Source organism: Moraxella sp. ZY210820, assembly GCF_030674635.1.
GTDB lineage: Bacteria > Pseudomonadota > Gammaproteobacteria > Pseudomonadales > Moraxellaceae > Acinetobacter.
Window position 1 is genome coordinate 2194888 of sequence record NZ_CP089978.1, and the last position, 19415, is coordinate 2214302.

At 35.7% G+C, this 19415-nt stretch carries 30 protein-coding genes and 1 other RNA gene; 15 read left to right on the forward strand and 16 right to left on the reverse strand.

The features are described from left to right. Nucleotides 1-161: 161 nt before the first annotated feature. The 5 genes from LU301_RS11005 to def all read right to left on the reverse strand — a co-directional run bounded on the left by LU301_RS11005 (nt 162) and on the right by def (nt 3779). On the reverse strand, nt 162-854 hold the full coding sequence (locus tag LU301_RS11005; protein ID WP_305270762.1) for a YidX family protein: 693 nt from the start codon (nt 852-854) through the stop codon (nt 162-164). Between the two features lie 61 nt (nt 855-915). After that, nucleotides 916-1593 carry an ATP phosphoribosyltransferase gene (gene hisG / locus LU301_RS11010; RefSeq protein ID WP_370692262.1) on the reverse strand — a complete coding sequence of 226 codons (678 nt, stop codon included), beginning with the start codon at nt 1591-1593 and terminating at the stop codon, nt 916-918. Beyond that, nucleotides 1594-2853: a UDP-N-acetylglucosamine 1-carboxyvinyltransferase gene (gene murA, locus LU301_RS11015; protein WP_305270766.1), complete on the reverse strand. Its 1260-nt coding sequence runs from the start codon at nt 2851-2853 to the stop codon at nt 1594-1596. It lies immediately after the preceding gene. 2 nt (nt 2854-2855) lie between these two features. Beyond that, complete coding sequence (gene ibaG, locus LU301_RS11020) at nt 2856-3107, reverse strand: BolA family iron metabolism protein IbaG (RefSeq protein WP_305270768.1); 252 nt, start codon at nt 3105-3107, stop codon at nt 2856-2858. 153 nt (nt 3108-3260) lie between these two features. Continuing rightward, nucleotides 3261-3779, reverse strand: a complete 519-nt coding sequence (def, locus tag LU301_RS11025; RefSeq protein ID WP_305270770.1) for a peptide deformylase — start codon at nt 3777-3779, stop codon at nt 3261-3263. A 126-nt stretch (nt 3780-3905) separates the two neighbouring features. Here def and LU301_RS11030 point away from each other — a divergent pair, with 126 nt between their 5' ends. The 6 genes from LU301_RS11030 to LU301_RS11055 all read left to right on the forward strand — a co-directional run bounded on the left by LU301_RS11030 (nt 3906) and on the right by LU301_RS11055 (nt 9799). Further along, nucleotides 3906-5081, forward strand: coding sequence for a LysM peptidoglycan-binding domain-containing protein (locus tag LU301_RS11030; RefSeq protein ID WP_305270772.1), 1176 nt, complete (start codon nt 3906-3908; stop codon nt 5079-5081). Between the two features lie 34 nt (nt 5082-5115). Continuing rightward, entirely contained in the window at nt 5116-6288 is a 1173-nt protein-coding gene (gene dprA / locus LU301_RS11035; RefSeq protein WP_305270774.1) for a DNA-processing protein DprA, read from the forward strand. 1 nt (nt 6289) lies between these two features. Continuing rightward, nucleotides 6290-6856: an L-threonylcarbamoyladenylate synthase type 1 TsaC gene (gene tsaC / locus LU301_RS11040; RefSeq protein ID WP_305270777.1), complete on the forward strand. Its 567-nt coding sequence runs from the start codon at nt 6290-6292 to the stop codon at nt 6854-6856. 211 nt (nt 6857-7067) lie between these two features. Then, nucleotides 7068-8054: a mechanosensitive ion channel family protein gene (locus LU301_RS11045; protein WP_370692263.1), complete on the forward strand. Its 987-nt coding sequence runs from the start codon at nt 7068-7070 to the stop codon at nt 8052-8054. Nucleotides 8055-8124: 70 nt separating this feature from the next. Further along, nucleotides 8125-8484: a transfer-messenger RNA gene (gene ssrA / locus LU301_RS11050) on the forward strand. A 190-nt stretch (nt 8485-8674) separates the two neighbouring features. Continuing rightward, nucleotides 8675-9799: a tyrosine-type recombinase/integrase gene (locus LU301_RS11055; protein ID WP_305270781.1), complete on the forward strand. Its 1125-nt coding sequence runs from the start codon at nt 8675-8677 to the stop codon at nt 9797-9799. 6 nt (nt 9800-9805) lie between these two features. Here the strand turns inward: LU301_RS11055 and LU301_RS11060 are convergent, their stop codons facing one another. The 11 genes from LU301_RS11060 to LU301_RS11110 all read right to left on the reverse strand — a co-directional run bounded on the left by LU301_RS11060 (nt 9806) and on the right by LU301_RS11110 (nt 14850). Continuing rightward, complete coding sequence (locus LU301_RS11060; RefSeq protein WP_305270784.1) at nt 9806-10003, reverse strand: hypothetical protein; 198 nt, start codon at nt 10001-10003, stop codon at nt 9806-9808. A 3-nt stretch (nt 10004-10006) separates the two neighbouring features. Further along, the gene (locus tag LU301_RS11065; protein WP_305270787.1) at nt 10007-10177 is read right to left on the reverse strand and encodes a DUF7167 family protein; all 171 of its coding nucleotides are present in this window, start codon (nt 10175-10177) and stop codon (nt 10007-10009) included. A 2-nt stretch (nt 10178-10179) separates the two neighbouring features. Continuing rightward, nucleotides 10180-10644, reverse strand: coding sequence for a DUF551 domain-containing protein (locus tag LU301_RS11070; protein WP_305270790.1), 465 nt, complete (start codon nt 10642-10644; stop codon nt 10180-10182). A gap of 17 nt (nt 10645-10661) precedes the next feature. Next, entirely contained in the window at nt 10662-11324 is a 663-nt protein-coding gene (locus LU301_RS11075) for a DUF1281 family ferredoxin-like fold protein (protein ID WP_305270791.1), read from the reverse strand. 2 nt (nt 11325-11326) lie between these two features. Beyond that, nucleotides 11327-11587, reverse strand: a complete 261-nt coding sequence (locus LU301_RS11080; protein ID WP_305270793.1) for a hypothetical protein — start codon at nt 11585-11587, stop codon at nt 11327-11329. 85 nt (nt 11588-11672) lie between these two features. Beyond that, the gene (locus tag LU301_RS11085) at nt 11673-12458 is read right to left on the reverse strand and encodes a DUF2303 family protein (protein WP_305270797.1); all 786 of its coding nucleotides are present in this window, start codon (nt 12456-12458) and stop codon (nt 11673-11675) included. A 15-nt stretch (nt 12459-12473) separates the two neighbouring features. Further along, the gene (locus LU301_RS11090) at nt 12474-12809 is read right to left on the reverse strand and encodes a hypothetical protein (RefSeq protein ID WP_305270800.1); all 336 of its coding nucleotides are present in this window, start codon (nt 12807-12809) and stop codon (nt 12474-12476) included. A gap of 11 nt (nt 12810-12820) precedes the next feature. Then, nucleotides 12821-12991, reverse strand: a complete 171-nt coding sequence (locus LU301_RS11095) for a hypothetical protein (RefSeq protein ID WP_305270802.1) — start codon at nt 12989-12991, stop codon at nt 12821-12823. Nucleotides 12992-13062: 71 nt separating this feature from the next. Beyond that, complete coding sequence (locus LU301_RS11100; RefSeq protein WP_305270804.1) at nt 13063-13377, reverse strand: hypothetical protein; 315 nt, start codon at nt 13375-13377, stop codon at nt 13063-13065. A gap of 179 nt (nt 13378-13556) precedes the next feature. Further along, a complete protein-coding gene (locus tag LU301_RS11105; protein WP_305270806.1) occupies nt 13557-14210 on the reverse strand; it encodes a 3'-5' exonuclease in 654 nt (217 codons plus the stop codon). Nucleotides 14211-14223: 13 nt separating this feature from the next. Next, nucleotides 14224-14850, reverse strand: coding sequence for a LexA family protein (locus LU301_RS11110; protein ID WP_305270808.1), 627 nt, complete (start codon nt 14848-14850; stop codon nt 14224-14226). A gap of 129 nt (nt 14851-14979) precedes the next feature. On the opposite strand from LU301_RS11110, the gene LU301_RS11115 reads away from it, so the two are divergent. The 9 genes from LU301_RS11115 (at nt 14980) to LU301_RS11155 (ending at nt 19407) form a co-directional block, all read left to right on the forward strand. Further along, nucleotides 14980-15168: a YdaS family helix-turn-helix protein gene (locus tag LU301_RS11115; protein ID WP_305270810.1), complete on the forward strand. Its 189-nt coding sequence runs from the start codon at nt 14980-14982 to the stop codon at nt 15166-15168. Between the two features lie 24 nt (nt 15169-15192). Then, nucleotides 15193-15666: a phage regulatory CII family protein gene (locus tag LU301_RS11120; RefSeq protein WP_305270812.1), complete on the forward strand. Its 474-nt coding sequence runs from the start codon at nt 15193-15195 to the stop codon at nt 15664-15666. 52 nt (nt 15667-15718) lie between these two features. Continuing rightward, complete coding sequence (locus tag LU301_RS11125; RefSeq protein ID WP_305270814.1) at nt 15719-16417, forward strand: phage antirepressor KilAC domain-containing protein; 699 nt, start codon at nt 15719-15721, stop codon at nt 16415-16417. Next, nucleotides 16417-17310: a YdaU family protein gene (locus LU301_RS11130; RefSeq protein WP_305270815.1), complete on the forward strand. Its 894-nt coding sequence runs from the start codon at nt 16417-16419 to the stop codon at nt 17308-17310. Before LU301_RS11125 ends, LU301_RS11130 begins: the two co-directional genes overlap by 1 nt. 3 nt (nt 17311-17313) lie before the next feature. Continuing rightward, complete coding sequence (locus LU301_RS11135) at nt 17314-18060, forward strand: ATP-binding protein (RefSeq protein WP_370692264.1); 747 nt, start codon at nt 17314-17316, stop codon at nt 18058-18060. Then, nucleotides 18057-18260 carry a hypothetical protein gene (locus LU301_RS11140; RefSeq protein WP_305270819.1) on the forward strand — a complete coding sequence of 68 codons (204 nt, stop codon included), beginning with the start codon at nt 18057-18059 and terminating at the stop codon, nt 18258-18260. The genes LU301_RS11135 and LU301_RS11140 overlap by 4 nt, the downstream gene beginning before the upstream one ends. 96 nt (nt 18261-18356) lie before the next feature. Next, nucleotides 18357-18671: a hypothetical protein gene (locus LU301_RS11145; protein WP_305270821.1), complete on the forward strand. Its 315-nt coding sequence runs from the start codon at nt 18357-18359 to the stop codon at nt 18669-18671. A 27-nt stretch (nt 18672-18698) separates the two neighbouring features. Continuing rightward, a complete protein-coding gene (locus LU301_RS11150; RefSeq protein ID WP_305270823.1) occupies nt 18699-18872 on the forward strand; it encodes a hypothetical protein in 174 nt (57 codons plus the stop codon). Continuing rightward, entirely contained in the window at nt 18865-19407 is a 543-nt protein-coding gene (locus tag LU301_RS11155) for a hypothetical protein (protein WP_305270825.1), read from the forward strand. Before LU301_RS11150 ends, LU301_RS11155 begins: the two co-directional genes overlap by 8 nt. Nucleotides 19408-19415 lie beyond the last annotated feature (8 nt).

Genomic DNA, 19415 nt, shown 5'->3' on the forward strand with positions numbered 1-19415 from the left:
CTTTAGATTATTATAAGAATAAGTGATATATTAAACAAGATATTTGAAATAGATTTTTCTATTTATTCCACACTTTAATTAATATTTTATAACAAAATCAAAGACCTATTATCAAAATAATAGGTCTTTTATGATATTAATATCAAATCATAAATATGATTTTAATCAAAAATCTCATTTAAAGCTTGGAATGGTAAAGTCGCTACATCAAACGCCACCGCAAATGGTAATAACACTAATTTACGGAACACACTTTTACCTGACTCATATTCCACTTTTGATGTTTCCACTTCAGTATAAATGGTTACAGGATATGGCTTACTCAAATGCTTTAAACTGGCTGGATTACTTACCGCAGGATAAATCACCCCTTGCAATGGAATATCAAAACAGAAACTTTGTGCTTGTAGGTTTTTATCATCATATGATGTACATTCTCTTACACCATGTTGTAAAAAATAATTGCGTTCGGCTTTGGTAACATCTTCTGCTAATTTACGATATTTAAATGCAAGTGAGCCTGAAAATTTGCCATCATTAGCAGAATAAAAATCTAAACCTTTGGTTAAAGTAATATTTTTTGCATCTAATTTGCCAATCAATGCTAAAAATTCATCACTCCCTGATGTCAAAACATAACTATGTTTTTGCCCAACAATCACAAGGCTATTATTTGGCATATTGGGTAAAGGATAGGCAGGTTTCGCAAATGCAAGGACATGGTCATCAACAAGCACTTGTTTTTGCTTACTTGTTACGGTTTTTGCCCCCCCTTGATTAAGCAACTCATGTGTCGCACAGCCTGATAATACAACTGTACAGGCTAATAAACTCGCTGATAGGATTTTTTTCATTTTCATTCCTCTCAAAATAAAAACTTCTATACTGGATATTAGCATAGAAGTTTTCTTTTAGCTATGATTTTTTCTCATTCACCGCTTGTTCAACCTGTTCTAAAATCGGTTTAAGCAAATGTTGTTTACGTTTAAAACTGGCTTTATTGACAATCAAACGTGATGAAATTTGGCAAATTTCTTCCAATGGCTCTAAACCATTAGCACGCAAGGTATTTCCTGTATCCACCACATCAACAATATAATGCCCTAAACCGACCAGTGGAGCAAGCTCCATAGAACCGTACAATTTAATCACATCAACTTGTTCACCACGACTAGCAAAATATTGCTTAGTCAAATTAACATATTTTGTAGCAATGCGTAAACGCCCCTGTGGTTTTTGCATCCCCACTTTACCTGCGGTCATTAAACGGCAACGGGCAATTTTTAAATCGACTAATTCATAGACCTGTTCCGCACCGTGTTCCATCAATACATCTTTACCTGCCACACCAAAATCCGCCGCACCATTTTCTACATAGGTTGGTACATCAGACGCACGCAAAATCAAAATACGTACATTGGGGTCAGTCGTTGGAAAAATCAATTTACGGGATTTTTCTGGGTCTTCTAATAATTCAATATTTGCATTTTTTAACAATGGTAAAGTTTCTTTAAGAATACGCCCTTTACTTAATGCTAAAGTCAAGCCATTATCAAAATGCCCCATAATATCATTACTTATATCACTCATGATTTATCCTTTAATACGCTGAATGTCTGCCCCTAAAGCCTGTAATTTAGCTTCAACATTTTCATAACCACGGTCAATATGATAAATACGGTCAATAATAGTTTCGCCTTCTGCCGCTAATGCTGCAATCACTAAGGAAAATGAGGCACGCAAATCAGTCGCCATTACAGGTGCACCTGTTAATTTTTCTACGCCTGTTACTACTGCATCATTACCATTGACTTGAATATTTGCCCCTAAACGGCATAATTCTGGTACATGCATAAAGCGATTTTCAAAAATGGTTTCAGAAATGGTTGAAAATCCACGAGCGATGGTATTAACTGCCATCAACTGAGCTTGCATATCGGTTGGAAAATCTGGGTGAGGTAAGGTACGGAAACTGACTGCTTTTGGCTGTTTGCCTTGCATATCCAACTCAATCCAATCATCACCACGAGTGACTTCCGCACCCATTTCTTCAAACTTTTCTAGGACTGCTTCCATCAAATTTGGGTCGGTGTGCGTGGTTTTAATTTTACCACCAGTCATCGCTGCCGCAGCTAAATACGAACCTGTTTCAATACGATCAGCGACCACCGCATATTCACAACCATATAATTTTTCTACACCTGTTACAATTAAAGTATCGGTATCGATACCTTCAATTTTGGCACCCATTTTATTGAGCATATTGGCTAAATCGGTAATTTCAGGCTCACGAGCTGCATTACGAATCGTGGTTACGCCATCAGCAAGCACAGCAGCCATCAGAATATTTTCTGTCCCCCCCACTGTAACCATATCAAAAACCACTTCACCACCTTTTAAGCGACCATCAACTTTAGCATGAACATAACCTGCATCAACCACGATTTCCGCACCTAAGGCTTCCAATGCTTTCAAATGCTGATCAACAGGACGAGAACCAATGGCACAGCCCCCCGGTAATGACACTTGAGCTTGCCCATAGCGTGCTAATAACGGACCCAATACTAAAATGGATGCACGCATGGTCTTGACAAGTTCATAAGGTGCAAATTGATTATTTAAAGTACTGGTATCTGCAATGACCATATCTTTTTCATAAGTCATCGTAATACCTAAACCTTCAATCAATTTGATTAATGTTGTAACATCTCTTAAACATGGGACATTGGTCAGTTTAGTTGGTGTTTCTGCTAAAATCATCGCTGCTAATAGTGGCAATGCTGCATTCTTAGCACCCGAAATACGCACTTCCCCATTGAGTGCTTTACCACCTCGAATGACAAATTTATCCATCTCTACACTCCAAATAAACTTGCTTTACGCCATTCTTCTTGAGTCATGGCACGAATGGTAACTGCATGAACAACACCTGATTTAATATGTTCATTTAATGGTGCATAAACGGATTGCTGACGTGCTACCGTACGCTTACCTTCAAATATGTCATCAACTATACGCAAATCAAATTTGCCACCCTCTCCTGTTACATGGATTTCAGCTTGTGGAAATGCTTGTTTTAAAATTTGTGCTAATTGTTCACTATTCATGGGCGACCTTCATGATGGTTGGCAAAATATTTTTTCTATTCTACCTGATTTTTATATGAAATTCAGCAATTTTTAAATATGCCTTAGCAACTGTTTTGTAAAGTAGATGATACAGATTTTATTGCCGTATCAATCTACCATCATTTCATTATATTATTTTTGTTTACGCTGACGTTGGCGAACAATTTTTTCCACTTTTTCTCTAGCACGCTGACGTTTTAAAGGCGATAAATAATCGACAAATAATTTACCATTTAGATGGTCTAACTCATGCTGAATACATACAGCAAATAAACCCTCTGCCTCAACTTCTACTTGTTCGCCATCTAAATTTAAATATTCAATTTTCACACGTGTTGGACGTTCCACATCATCATACACTTGTGGAATAGATAAACAGCCTTCTTTATATACTGCACATTCTTCAGTTAAAGGAGTAACTTGTGCATTAATAAATACCATTGGTTCACTATGGTCTTCCGTTAAATCCATCACAATCAATTGAATATGACGATCAATTTGGGTTGCTGCCAAACCAATACCTTTAGCCTCATACATCGTCTCAAACATATCAGCGACTAATTGACGAATTTCATCATTAATTTCCGCAACAGGTTGAGCAATGGTACGCAATTTAGGGTCTGGATAATGTAAAATAGGAAGTAAAGCCATAAAAATACCTCAAAAAATGCTATTTTCTTAAAAAAAATCGAATAAAAATGTAAACTACATCGAAATTTTATCAATAAAAATGTTATTATATCTTAATTCTAAACTTTAATTTTGGGAATTATCATAATGGCTCAGCTTTTTAATGGCATTTCGTCAAAAAAACGTTCAAGTTTTAAGCAAAGTGTTTTAGCTGTTGCATTAGCAACAGGTTTAGCACTTACAGGTACACAAGCAGTTCATGCAAGCCCAAATAAGGCACCACCATCAATTAAAGCAGGTGCACCACAAGTATATGTGGTAAAAAAAGGAGATACTTTATGGGGTATTGCTGGAAAATTTTTAAAAAGCCCATGGCGTTGGAAAGAAATTTGGGCAGGTAACCGTCATGTTAAAAATCCACATCGTATCTATCCGGGCGATCGCTTATTAATGTGTAGTTATAAAGGTAAGCCTTTAATTGGTAAAGACCAAGGTGATGGCTGTGCAGGAATCATCAAACGCCATACAGGTAGTGCCAAAGGTCCAAATAACCCTCAAGTCCGTATAGAACCTTTAGAAGCCTCTATTGCAACTATTCCTTTAGCACATATTGAACATTGGCTTACACGCTCAATTATCATGTCACCAGATAGCTTGACTCATGTTCCATATATACTTGCACCAGCAGATAAACGCGTACTTGCAGGTAAAGGGCAAATTGTTTATGCTCGCGGCAATGGTTTAGAAATTGGTCAAGAATATGGTGTATATCGCCAAACGACCCCTTATACTGAAGTCATTCCAGCAGAGAAAAAATACAAAAAGCCAACCGTTAAAGTACTGGCTGAAGAGTTAGAACAAGTGGCAGCAGGTGTAGTAACTTCAATTGATGCATCTGGTACTGCAACCATTGAATTAACTGAAAGTTACACGGCTGAAGTACGCAGTACAGATGTAGTGTTACCAATTTACGAAACAAATTATCCATCAATGTTCTTCCCTACCCTTAAAAATCAAGTAACAGCTGGTGGTAAAGTCATTCGTGTACAAGGTTCTATTTCTTCTGGTGCAAAAAATAGCGTCATAACCATCAATCGTGGTACAAAACACGGTATGGATTCTGGACAAGTTTTTGCGATTAATGAAGCAGGTGAAGTGGTTCAAGATCCAAAGACTAAACAATCTGTACGCTTACCTGATCGTGGCATTGGTCATGTGATGATTTTTAAAACCTTTGATAATATGAGTTACGGTTTAATTTTGGATGCAACTGGACCTGTACATACGGGTAGTTCAATTGTTCCATCTGAATTAATCGACTAATTCATTCCTAAAATTATTTTAGATTTTAAATATTATGTTGCACCAAATTAGTGAAGTTTTGCTCCATCGCATTAAACTCTGGTATTTGGTGCAACATTCTTTAACCACCTATCATCATTTAATTCAATATTTTGGTTCAGCAGAATTAGCCACCCAAGATAATGCTTTAAGACAATGGGAAAATCTTACTATCCATAGTTCCCACAAACAGCGAGCCACACAATATCTACAAAATCCACAAGCTTTTTTTCATTGCTTACAGCAATTATGTGATTATTGTGATTTTATCCTTGCTGATGACGATGAACATTATCCTGAACAATTAAAACCTTATAATGACCGTTCACCTTTAATTTTTGGTCAAGGTGATTTATCAATATTAACGCAAGCTCAAATTGCTATTGTTGGCAGTCGCAAACCGAGTGCTCATGGCCCCAAAATTGCCTATGATTTTGCACATTATTTAGCTGAAAAAGGTTATTATATTACCAGTGGTTTAGCTAATGGTATCGATACAGCAGCTCATCATGCAGGAGTTAAATTTCAAAAAACTATTGCCGTAATTGGTTCTGGTTTAGACCAAGTATATCCTGCCGCCAATCGTCCATTACAGCAACAGATTATTGCTCAACACGGTGCAATCTTAACAGAGTTTTTACCTACCACACCGCCTTTACAGCATCATTTTCCTAGACGGAATCGTATTATTAGTGGTTTAAGTTTAGGTACATTGGTGGTTGAAGCTGCCATTAAAAGTGGCTCACTGAGTACTGCCAAATGGGCTTTAGAACAAGGCAAAACTGTATTTGCCATTCCAGGGCATATTCAAAGTGAATATCATCGTGGGTGTCATTTATTAATTCGTGAAGGGGCTATTCTAGTTGATGAGCCACAACAAATCATTGATGAATTACAACAAACAGTACAATGGCAAACTTCATCTTACATTCCAACTCCAACAGTTTCATCATCTAAGAAACAACCTACAAATGTTACAACTCAAAATAATTTAGCATTCCAACAGAATCAAGCCGATGTACCAGCACATTTACAACATTTATATCAACATTTAGATTTTACAGGTTTAGACATTGACCAATTGAATGCTAAAACAGGATTAGCCATTACCGATTTAACCGCTCAGCTCATGGAACTTGAATTATTGGGATTAAGTTTACAACGTGCAGGATTATTTTTACGAGCCTAATATGTCAGAACAAACCGTTATCAACCATGCCGTACAACAATTACAACATGGCGAAGTAATTGCCTATCCGACCGAAGCAGTTTGGGGATTAGGTTGCGACCCTTATCAACAATCTGCATTTCTTAAAATTTTAGCTTTAAAACAACGTCCTATTGAAAAAGGCGTGATTCTATTAGCCAGTGATATACAACAAATCTCTTTTTTATTGGATCATTTAAACCATCAACAGTATCAACAAGTCATATCATCTTGGCAAGATACTCAAGCTGAACAAGCAACAACTTGGCTATTTCCTACTCATAAGAATATTCCATCATGGATTACAGGGCAATATCAGCAAGTCGCCGTTAGAGTTAGCCATCACCCTATTTGTAAACAATTATGTCAGCAATTTGGTGGATTTATTGTCTCAACCAGTGCAAACCCAAGCGGTTTAACACCAGCTCAAACTATAGAACAAGTGCGTGAATATTTTCCCAATCTGCATATTGTTAATGGCGAATTAGGACATGCCACACGTCCGAGCCGTATTATTGATGTAATAACAGGAGCAGTTTTACGTACCTAAAATTTTTATTTATTGCAGTTTTCCGCGATTCATTACATTTTTATAACGAAATAAGGTATTGAATCCTATCATTCACTTGTATAATTTAGTTTTATTTTAATCCTTAACTCATATTAAGGGTATTTTTATAATGATAGGTTTTTTAATGAGTAATAATGTTCAAGACACCACACAAACAGTCGAAGATATTGCAAAAAAAACAACCGATAAAATGGTTGATGTTACACAACAAGCCAGTGAAAAAGTAGTCAATGCAACACAGCAAGCAACCGAAAAAGTAACAGATGCAACCCACATTGCCACTCAAAAAGTAGTTGAACATTCTGAAAAATATAAAGATGCTTATGATGTGATTGATCAATTTGCACATGCTTTTTGGGAGCGTTTACCTTATTTATGTATTGCCCTTATTGTCTTTTTCATTTTTTGGTGTATTTCCAAACTATTTCGTTTATTTCTTGAAAAAGTACTTTCTAACAGCAGTCCACAACGCCAAAACCTACTATTAGTACTCAATCGTATTGGACATGTTGTCATTTTATTTATTGGTTTTTTAATTGCATTGGTCATTGTTATTCCAAGTTTTACACCTGCACAGCTCGTAGGTAGCTTAGGTATTGGTTCGGTTGCCATTGGTTTTGCGTTTAAAGATATTTTTCAAAATTTATTATCAGGTATTTTAATTTTATTAAGTGAACCATTTAAGATTGGAGATTATATACAAGTTGAGGATTTAGAAGGAACTGTTGAAGACATTCAAATCCGTGCAACTCATTTACGTTCCGTTGATGGACGAAAAATAATTATTCCAAATGCAACAGTCTATATTAGTCCAATTACGGTAAATACTGCTTACCATGAACGTCGTTGTGAATTTGTGGTAGGTATTAGCTATGATGATGATATTGAGCAGGCAAAACAAATTATCTGTAATGTACTAAACAATAATCAACACGTCATCAAAGAGCGTAAGTTTAATGTTTATGTAACAACTTTTGCTGATTTTTCAGTCAATTTAACCGTGCGTTGGTGGATTGATACAACACAAATTCTGATTGTAGAATCAGTAAGTGAAATTCAAGCCGAAGTAAAACAGGCTTTTGATTCGGCAAATATCTGTATTCCGTATCCTATCCATACTGTTAAAACAGAGAATACCCCTGTAGCTCCTATCACAGTAACAGATAAAGCTCCTTAATATTATATTACATAAAAATGTTAATATGACTGGTAATTCATACATTTTTATTTTATAATCAGCTTTTAATGGGGATGTTATTGGCTTCGACGTTAGTAATGAAACTCATAGATGCATGTCGAGAGTGCGTTTTCTCTCGTAAATAAAATACGCAATTTAAATAGTCGCAAACGACGAAACTTACGCTCTAGCTGCCTAAGGGCGCTTGTCCGCCTAGTAGAATACTTGTGGTCTACTAGCCCGACTGAAGCGAACGCACACAAGTCCGTATAACGTCAAGTCTCGGGGCGATATACCAAATTTAGAGAATCGCTCTTTGCACCCTGTTCGTTGGGTCGCTTAGGGTTAAAACAATAAACGATATCTAAGCATGTAGTATTCTCGAGTGTAGTGCTTACGGACGCGGGTTCAACTCCCGCCATCTCCACCAACACATCAAATCAACTAAAATCAAAACATATCAAATTCAAGCAAAATATATCAAAAAGCCCTTTATTTAAGGGCTTTTCTATTGTCTAAAGCTATTAATTTGTGTCATAATAAATCATGTTAAATCAACTTACATCAAATGTGATTTACACACAAAAACCACACAGACACACACGAGATAACACACAGTCATGCTATCAGATAACAAATTAAAAGGTCTAAAACCACAAGATAAACGCTATTCTATCTCAGATGGAAAAGGGTTAAGCATTGATATTATGCCGACAGGTAAAAAATCTTGGGTGCTTGAATACCGTTTAGATGGTGTACGTAAACGTGTAAAATTAGGCGAATACCCACAAATTTCACTCAAGCAAGCACGAGAATTAGCTGAACTAAAGAAGAATAATGCTGTTGTAAAAGAAATCACATTAAAAGATTTAATCCAAAAATGGATTGAAATTTACTCTGTGCAATGGACAAGCGAAAAATATAAATATACCGTAATTTACCGTCTAAATCTTATATCTGAAGATATAGAAAATAAATATGTACATGAAATCAGTCGAGCTATGGTATCAAAAGCAGTAGAAAGAATTGTACAAAATGGGACATTTGAAACAGCAAAACGTGCATTACGCTTATTATCTCAAGTATTTAATTATGCAATAGCTCATGAATACACACAAAAAAATCCTTGTCTATTAGTTGCAGATATTATCCCTGACAACAAAGTACAAAATATGGCAAGCCTAGCTATTGATGAAATGCCTATCTTTTGGGATAAAGTATTAAGTACACCAAGTCAAGAGTATATTATTATTGCATTAATTTTAGCAAACTATTTCGCCGTGCGACCAAGCGAATTATGCAATGCAAAATGGTGTGAATTTGATTTAGATAATGCCCAATGGATTATCCCAACCCATCGTATGAAAATGAGATTAGAACATATTGTTCCTATTGCATCTCAACCACTTGAATTATTAAAACAACTATATGCAAAACGAACAGATAACGACTTTATTTTTAAAAACCGACTTGATCCAACTCGACCAATGAGAATTGAGAGCCTATTAGCAGTCATTAAGCGTTCAGGATTTGGCGGTAAAATGACAACACACGGTTTCCGTTCTTTATTTTCTACATCTGCAAATAATAGTGGATTATGGCGTGCTGATGTCATCGAACGACAACTCGCTCATGTAAAAACAGATGTCCGCCATGTCTATAATCGTGCTGAATATTTAGATGAACGGATTAAATTAATGCAGTGGTGGGCGAATATCGTTAGTGAATGGGTACACATAAAATAACCACGATTAAATCGTGGTTGTTTGTGGGGTATCAAGTTGCTGTTTAATATTTTCAACATAACCACTGGACCAGTACATACGTTGCCCTACTGTACGATTAGGTGGAAATTGTTCACGATATTGTTCTTTAAATGTGTTCACAGATACACCTATTGCTTTTGCAAGGTCTTTTTGTGAATACCATTTTATTGATTTTTCACTCATAATTCACTCTTCCAAATAATAACCTGAATTTACAATATCACTGATATGTTCTTGAAATATTTCTGCCATTTCTTCATCAGTTGGCAGTTGGTCTTGCTCAATTTCGATAGTTGCACTTTTGTAACTACCTGTAATGCCAGTATCAGCCCAAACGACTACACGATATATTGACATATTTACTCCTGCGGTGGTTGTGGTTTTGGTTGCCAATGCGTTATAGCTTCAGGGTCTGAGCCATTATCAAAATAGATAAAATGTACACCTTCATCAAAATCAAACATAACAGTATCAGTCCAAACATCTTTACCATCTGTAATTAAGATTTCTTGACCTTCATCAAATCCACCGTCTTCAATCTTAATCCAACCGCCATTATTCGACTGACTTAAAAGCATATTTTCCTGCTCTTTCATCTCATCATAATTGCAATATGAAGTATGAGCAGAACGTAATGTCTTACCATCAATATAACTACATAACCATGCGACATCTGTCGGACGTAAGCTCATTTCCGCTAATTCTTCAGCTGTAAATTGATGTGCATTATCAAGATTTGCGGTGTAGCCGTTGCGACCTTTAGCCCACCAGTTCATAATATTGCCATCATAATAACTTTGATTTTGCAAATAATATTTAATCATTACCGTCCCACCCATCTTTACAATTTAACATTTTCATTCTCATCAACATAAATATAGTCATCATCTTTTTCAGACCAAACATATTCATTTTGGCTACCTTTAACACATAAAGCAAACCATTTTCTATCTTTCATAGATTGCTTATCTTCATCAAAAATAATCTCAATATGACTATTTTTGATTTTATAATGACCGAGATTGTAGCCAATATCTTCATCAGCATATTTGACTTCAATTTCATCATCTGGATACATTTCAGATAGTTTTTGAATAACCGAAAATGGGTGTGTCCAAGCTGTATCAAATTTACAGCCATTATTAGTTAATTCATAATCATAGCTATTCCATTTTGTATTCCAATTTGCTCTCGCCCAATCAATAGGGTCTTTATACCCTATTTCAAAATAACAATATGCTTGTAAGATAAATTCATCTTTATTTCGTATATCGTTATATGGGGCAAATTCGGCAGCTAATTTTTTTAATACGTCTTTATCAATATTTGTTAAATTTTGACTTTTAACAAAATCAATAAAATCATTAATATAAAAAAATACACAAATCCCATTGCCAAATTCATCAAAAACTTTTGGCATTTTAATGATTTGATTAAAATCTTTAAGCAACTTTACCAAGTCTTGATTAGATGACTTGATGATTGTTGTGATATGATTTGGCATATTTATTCCTTTGGCAATTCAAAAACGGTGTTAGGGTGTAATTTTGATAACAACTCATAATTTTCATGAGTTACATGAAAAAGTGCGACGTAATCACGGTTATAACTACAACAATCATAGCCTTTTTTGCTGAATAAATAACAATTACTAGCAGCTGGAATAAAATATATCGCTAAAAACTTTCGGTCATAATTCGTTAGCGTATAAATCTTTCCGCCAATTTTAGGACAATAAACTTTATCGCCAGATTTAAATTTATTCATAACTTAAAAATTCCTGCATTGCTTTACCCAATCTGCATATCATGCCGATTAAAAACCGACATGATATGCTTAACCCATTTAAAATTTACGCTGTAAATGTACCGATAAATACATCAGTATCAAATAAATTTAAGATGGTTTGCTTAAATTCATCGACCAATTCATTTTGCAATAACTCTTCTTTGACGATTTGTAATGCAAAATAGGCTTTGTCGTCTTGAGTATTTAACACAAGGCGTAAACTAATTTCACGTTTTTGTAAACCAACATACGCCGTGTCAGTTACTTTAAGATAGGCAGGTAATTTACCCATCGTTGCATTGGCTTCGATTTTGTCAAATGCAGAGCGTGTTTCAGTCAAATGATTAACCGTGCTTTCGGTTTTACGCTCATTATCGACTTTCATATTTCGCACGGCAGTAATAGCAATGCTAAAATCGATATGTTCTCCGCTACCGTCAATTGCGGTAAATACACTTGCATAATCTTCTAAAAATGTTGCAAATTCACGTTGATTAAATTTTTTGTCTTTAATCGCCTGCAACTTTTTATAAATGATAGTTGGCTCAAGTTTTAATTGTGCCGTATCATCACAATGTCCTTGCTGTTCATCATCGCCATAATTGAAAATCGCAATGGCGGTCATGTCTTGGGGATTAACAAAAATTGGAGCTTTTTTATCAGCAACATAGGCTTTGAAATCGTCAAGCATTGGCGTTTTAAATGTGCCACGTTTGCGATTGCGGTGCGGTGCAAAAATTTCCGTATTTTTGATATGGAAATTTTCATGAATAGCAAATAAGCCATCATAGTTTAAGTCTTGTACAGGGTTTGTATGTTCTACAAGTTCTGCAATGTTAAAAGTTGCCATAGATTTAATCTCCTGTTAGGCAGTTTCATGTAATTCAAAAAGTTGCTTGGTATGGTTGGCAAATAATGTTACCGTACCATCAGCGTTTAAGTGCATTGGTGTTTCAGATGACGTATCTTCTGAACGTTTGCCTTTTGCTGTCGGCTCAACAAATGCTAAAGTATGCGAAATGCTGACTTGATGAGTTTCTGCAATGCGTGAAATATCAAGTGTGATATTGATTTTGCCTTTCTTACCGTGAGCGACAACACTTGTAGCGACATCGCTAATAATTTGACCCAATTGCTCGGCAAAAACGCCACCACCTAATGTGCTAATAAATGCGGTGGCTTCTGTAGCTTGTTTAGACATAAAAAACTCCTTTAAGGGATTTGTTGAAAACTTGGTAGTTTGTAAACTGGAATACATAACATTGGGCGGACATCAGCTTCGCACTCGCCATGCTTTACGCTACCGCCTAGTGCAATCGCAACCGTACAAACAAAAACGAGCGTAAGAAATAAATCTTGTAGCATAGTAATGTAGTGTTTCATGGTTATCTCCTGTTCGTTGCTTTGGTTTACCCATATTTGCTAGCTCATTGAACTAGCAAAAATTGGTAAACTTACTTTTGTTTTGCTAACAATTTACCGTATAGATTTTTCACTTCTTCGACTTCGTCATACGCACCAAAAACGCTGATAAATGCACGTGTACGTTGTACTGTTAAGCCAAACTTTTGAAATTCTTTCGTTGCCTGTTTTGTTGGCTTCTGGTATTTCGCTTGCTGTTCGGTGAGAAAAGCAATCATCTCTTCTGTATCATGTTTGATACCAAGTACCTTTACCGCTTTTTTCATCGCCTTTGCGATTGTGCCAATGCTTTGTGCTTTTTCTAAGTCGTTAAACATAGCTTTAGCGGTTACGATGATGTTGTTCATGGTTAGTTACCTGTGATTTGATTTGATGATTTATATTAAACAAAATGTTTATTTTAATCAACAACTATTTACACATTTTGTTTATATTGATGTTTATTTGATTATTTTTTATTCTGATACTCAATTCAAATAGGCAAAATAAAACCCACACAAGGTGGGTTCAAATAATAAATAGTTTTTCAGCGTGTACGTTGCTCTATCGTGTTTAATAATTTTAAGGTCATCATACAATCCATATATGCTCTATGAGTTTGACCTTGTGGTACAATTCCTAAATGATAACACGCCTCTGTTAGTTTATATCGCTGTGGCTGTTCATTATTTTCAATCATACGATAAGCAGTATAAACATTCATGGCACATTCAAAAGTACAATCAGGCATAGATAAATCATATTTTTTCATGGTTTGTTCAAGTAGCCTTAAATCAAATGGAGCATTGTAAGCAAGTACCATTTTCCCTTGTAAAATTTCACATACTTGTTGATGAATTTTATCCCATGTCGGAGCATTTTCAAGCATTTCATTGGTAATGCCATGAATAGCCACCGCTTGATTATATTGTCCCATCTTACGTTTAGGCTTTACATAGGTATCTAATAAACAATTTCCATATCTATCAAGAATACAAATCTCTATGACTTGATGATGATGACCTAATCCTGTTGTTTCAGTATCTAAAATAACTGTATTATCAGTCAATATCTGACGGATAGTGTGATTGATTTGTTGTAAAGCCTGTTGTTTTTTATATCCGATAGTTACGGATTGATTTTTAGGCTTAACTATCAACCACACAACCAATATCACAATGATAAAAATCAAAAATTCCATACGCTACCATGTATTAGAACCGTTGTACACGCTCAACTACTACACCAATAATGCCAATCTCACGACGGTCTGAGCGTATCTTTGGATAATCAGGATTAAGTGGAATTAATTCAAAAATTTCTCTACCGTATTCATCATAATCAATCACACGATACTTTTTAAATGTTGTTTCATAATCGCCATTTTGAGCAATAACATAATCGCCTGGTCTTGCTGACCGCATTGGATCAACAATCAACAAATCCCCCTCAAAAAATAATGGCTGCATACTATCCCCTTCCATATATACACCAAAAATTTCATCTTTAGGGTAGGTACTTGAAGCTGTACCTAGTGGCTGTTCTATCGCTAATCGCCAATTCCCTGCTTGTGTAAAACCAATAATAGGAACAGCACGAATTTTTAAATCAGCCAATCTAAAATTCTCTGCTTTTAATGTAGGTTCTTCTTTGCTATGCCCAGTCAAAAGCCATTGCATATCGACATTAAATTTTTCCACAACTTTCAAAGCACCCTTTTTAGAAATACCACGTTTGGACCAATTGGTAATTGTCTGTGGTAATTCATCTAAAGCTAATGCTAAATCTGTAGGCGATAAATCTCCAGAGGCTTGAAATGTGCGTTTCATTGTGTCGTGCATAGCAATATACCTTTGATTAATTATATCCAATTATCCCACAAATAAACAAAGTGTGTTAAACATTATGATTGACTTATAATAAACATTATGTTTAAATATAAATCATTTTGTTTATTAGAGAGACCCTATATGACAGATAAAGAATTGATTGAAAAATTAGGCGGTGCTACAACGCTTGCAAAAAGAATTAAATATAGCGTTCAAAGAGTACAAAACTGGAAAATACGAGGTATTCCTGCGAAAGTGAAATTAGAACACGCTGATATTTTCATGCAATCATCATCTGTTGATGAAAATCATAAAGTATCCACCCGCTAAAAAACACGTTCAACAGGAGCAAAAATGAACATATTAGATACCGCTTATAACACAGTACATGATTTTCCAGGTGGAGCGACTGCTCTAGCCCCACGCATGGGCATTAAAAGCCACGCCGTGTTAAATAGCAAGGTCAATCCAAATACTGAAACTCATCATCTTACATTGATGGAAGCGGTCAAAATCATGCAAATTACAGGCGATTATCGCATTTTGCACGCTATCAATGCACAACTGGGCAAAGTATCGATTGATTTGCCTGATATTCCAGAAAGTCAGCGAGATGTGTCATTGATGGAGCAAATGCTTGAAATATCTATAAAAAAGGGCGATGTAACAAAAGCCTTTAAGCAAATGATAGCGGACGGGCGTATTACTCGTGGCGAAGCAATGGATATGGATACTCTTATTTATGAATTAGTGAGACAGTTAAATCAATTCAAAATGCAAATGATGGCGTGCGTTAATCCAAGCCCATGCCCTTTTGATGACAAATAAAAAACCCCTAGCGGACACTAGGGGCTTAAGCGTTTCTACAGGAGAAACTTTAATGAATAGTCCTATTATAGCACAATTTACACAAAAGACAATGTCTAGTTTAGAAATTGCTGAACTTTGTCAAAAAACACACGCCAATGTTTTGCGTGATATTCGTACCATGTTTGATAATTTAGGTCATTCATTTTTGAATGATGAACAATATCAAATACTTAAAGATGAGCGTGGTTATATGGCTGAAATTTTGCTGAATAAAAATCTAACGCTTAATCTTGTAAGTGGCTATAACGCCCAATTACGCATGGCAATCATCAAACGCTGGCAACAGTTAGAGCAACAACAGCAATTTAATCCTGCTAATTTATCTCGTATGGATATTTTGCAACTGGCTATGCAAGCCGAGCAAGAAAACCAACATTTAAAGCAACGTATCGCCGTGATTGAACCACAAGCCCATGCCCTACAGCGTATTACACAAGTAGGCGAAGATTTGGGATTGCGTGAAAGTGCCAAAGTCTTAAAAATTGCTCAAGATAAATTTATCAACTTTTTAATTGATAAAAAATGGATTTATCGAGATGCAAAATATAAACCGCAGGCATATCAAGACAAAATCAATCAAGGTTATTTAATCCATCATTACAGTAGCCCACAGCAAACAGCACACGGCGAACGTGTATTTTCGCAGGTCAAAATCACAGCGAAAGGCGTAGCGAAATTATCAATGATGTTAAATCAAGGAGCGGTGTAATGTACTATTACGAATTTCACATTGGAGACTATCGCCGTAGAACAACGCATTTAACACCGATGGAGCATTATATCTATCGTACTTTGTTGGACTGGTATTTTCTTGATGAAAAACCATTGAAAGCGAATATTGATTATTTATTGCGTATTTTAGGATTGCCAAAAAAGAATGTAGCACAGTTGCAAAATGTGTTAAGTGACTTTTTTATTGAGGTTGATGGATTTTATCACAACAATCGTGTTGATGAGATGTTACATAAATATCACACAAAACAAGAAACAAACAGCGAAAACGGTAAAAAAGGCGGTCGTCCTAAAAAATCAGACGATAACCCAAGTAAAAACGATGTGCAAACTGATGATAACCCATCAGAAACCGACACAAAACCCAACGAAAACCCAAACGAAACCGAATTAAAACCCAATGAAAAGGCAACCATTAACCAAGAACCAGTAACCATTAACCAAGATATTCATATATCTACACCGCACGGGCAAACAGGCGAGCAAGTCGATGACGTTCAGGAGTTACTGAAGTTGTGGACGATACCGCTCAAGCAAGTAAACGATTTTATTCAAATGTCAGCTTTGCAGCCAATGACTGAAAGCGAATTTAATCAATTTAAACCTGCCTTTGTTGGTTACTATGCTGATGATATACGCAATGGCATATCATCAGGAAAAATATTATCAAAATTGGTAAGTTGGCTCAAACGTGAAAAACTTGACAATGATATTCGTCAAGCAAAATATGCGAAAAAATCGACAACCGCTACACCAAACGTTGTAAACCAAAATCATGATCAGCGTAATGTTAATGCAATGTGGAGTGAGCCTAACATTCAACCGCTAGACCTAAATCAATCGGTAACAATTCCTGAAGGGTGGGACTAAATGATGAATATGCCAATTAATAAGATACTTGAAAGTAAACAAAGTGAGCAGGTTTGCCCTATCCATCATACGCCTTTTTTAATGATTGCAGGACATCTCATCTGTCGTTATTGTGCTGATGAACATTTGCGTAAAACCAATGCACAACATCAGCACAATGTACGCCGTGATTTATTTAGTAAGCATATTGCAAGTGCGATGTTACCCGCAAGACATTTAGGCAGCGGTTTTAAAAATTATGTGGTTACACATCAACAGCAACAATATGTATTGAGCCAATGTATTCAATTTTGCAAAAATTATTTAGATGGTAGTCAAAGTAATATCATCATGACAGGGCGAACAGGTACAGGCAAAACACATCTAGCGTGTGCAATTACTAAAAATTTACTCAGTCATGGTAAAAAAGTGCGATATATCACAAGTGATGCCCTAGCGACTGAAATTGCGAATACGTGGAAACGTAGCGATACTGATGAAGAAACGGCTGTTAAATATTTTGCAGATTACGACTTATTGATTTTAGATGAGTACGGCTTGCACGATCAGCATGAAACACGCTTGAAGTTAGTACATAAGGTACTTTATGCACGTTACGACCAAGCAAAGCCGACTGTACTCATTTCTAATTGGACCGCTCAACAGGTGCAAGAAAATTTAGGCGACCGTTTATGGTCTAGGTTTCAACATGATGGCTTGATTAATTTAGAGTGTAATTGGGCTGATAATCGTATAGGAGTAAAAGCATGATGAGCAAATATCAAAAACGTAGAAATCGCAAACGTGAAAATTGGGCCATGCTAAAACAATCATCTTCCCGACATCAGGAAAATGATAAGACATCATTTTGTTGTACTCAACAAGATGATGATTATACCGATGATGTGCGTGATATTCGCAATCATATTTCACCATTAGTAAAGGTAATTGAAATTGACACAACAAAATAAGTTTTTAGTGATATGCCTTGCCCTGATTACTTTTGCAACGGTGGCAAGTGGGGAAAATGTAAATCAAGCAAATAGTTATTATTGGGCGGTAAAGAGATGAAAATGCTTTCATGTTTATCTTTAGCAATATTGGTTGCAAGTAATCACAGTGGCAATTATCCAATGGTACATTGTGATTTCTTAAAAAATTATGCCAGTTATGTAACGGTTGTGGGTAAATATTTATTCACTAAAGAAATGATGAATGGCGTGAATATGGCGAAGTTAAGCGATGAACAATGGCAACAGATGAAAATTGCAAGCCATGAAGTGGCACGAGATAATTTGTACAACGTTTATCAGTTTGCACGTTACTATTTTACGCAAAATGTCGGTGGATATAGCCCAACGGCTGAATTGATGAGTGTTTAATTTTGGGGATTTGGTTTAGGTGATGTAATGAGTGATTTTGTATTAATTGTTGTTGGACTGTCGTTTTTGTTATGGGTTATGGCGTTGATTTTTATTTTTATCGTATTTCAAAAAATGTATAAGGAAAATCAACACTTTAAAAGCGAAATTGAAGCAACAAAACATAAAATTAATCAGCGTTATGGTGGGAAAGATGTCTAAAAAGCGTAAATCGTTTAACGCTAAAGTTAATAATAAACGCACACATGAGCTTAAGAAATTAAGTGTTACATTTGATATTCAACAGCTAGGTCAAAAAATGCACCAAGTGGTTGATGTGGAAAAGCGTAGATTAACTAAAGATGAGTTGTTTTCATTAACACAAGGCGATTATTTACCAACCTTATATGCTGGACAATTACTAGACCATCATCATGCTTGGGACATTAAAATCACTACGTTGGCTAAACATAATGATGGCTCTGAAAAAGAGTGTTCAGTTGAATATCATATCCCAACATTATTAAGTTTTCATGAGGTGTTGGACGCTGAACAGCAAAATATTGAAATCAATGGCAAAATTTGGAAAGGTATTGTGGCATTTTGGCTAGATGATATTGACGATGTATTTAATCATGAATACGAGTGTCAAAGAGCAATATGCACAATGACTTGTTATGAATATGTGAAAAAGCCTAGTCCTGCCTGTGGATTGTTGAATGGGTTGATTGGACATTTGGAAATGGTTAAAAAGTAGGTATAAAT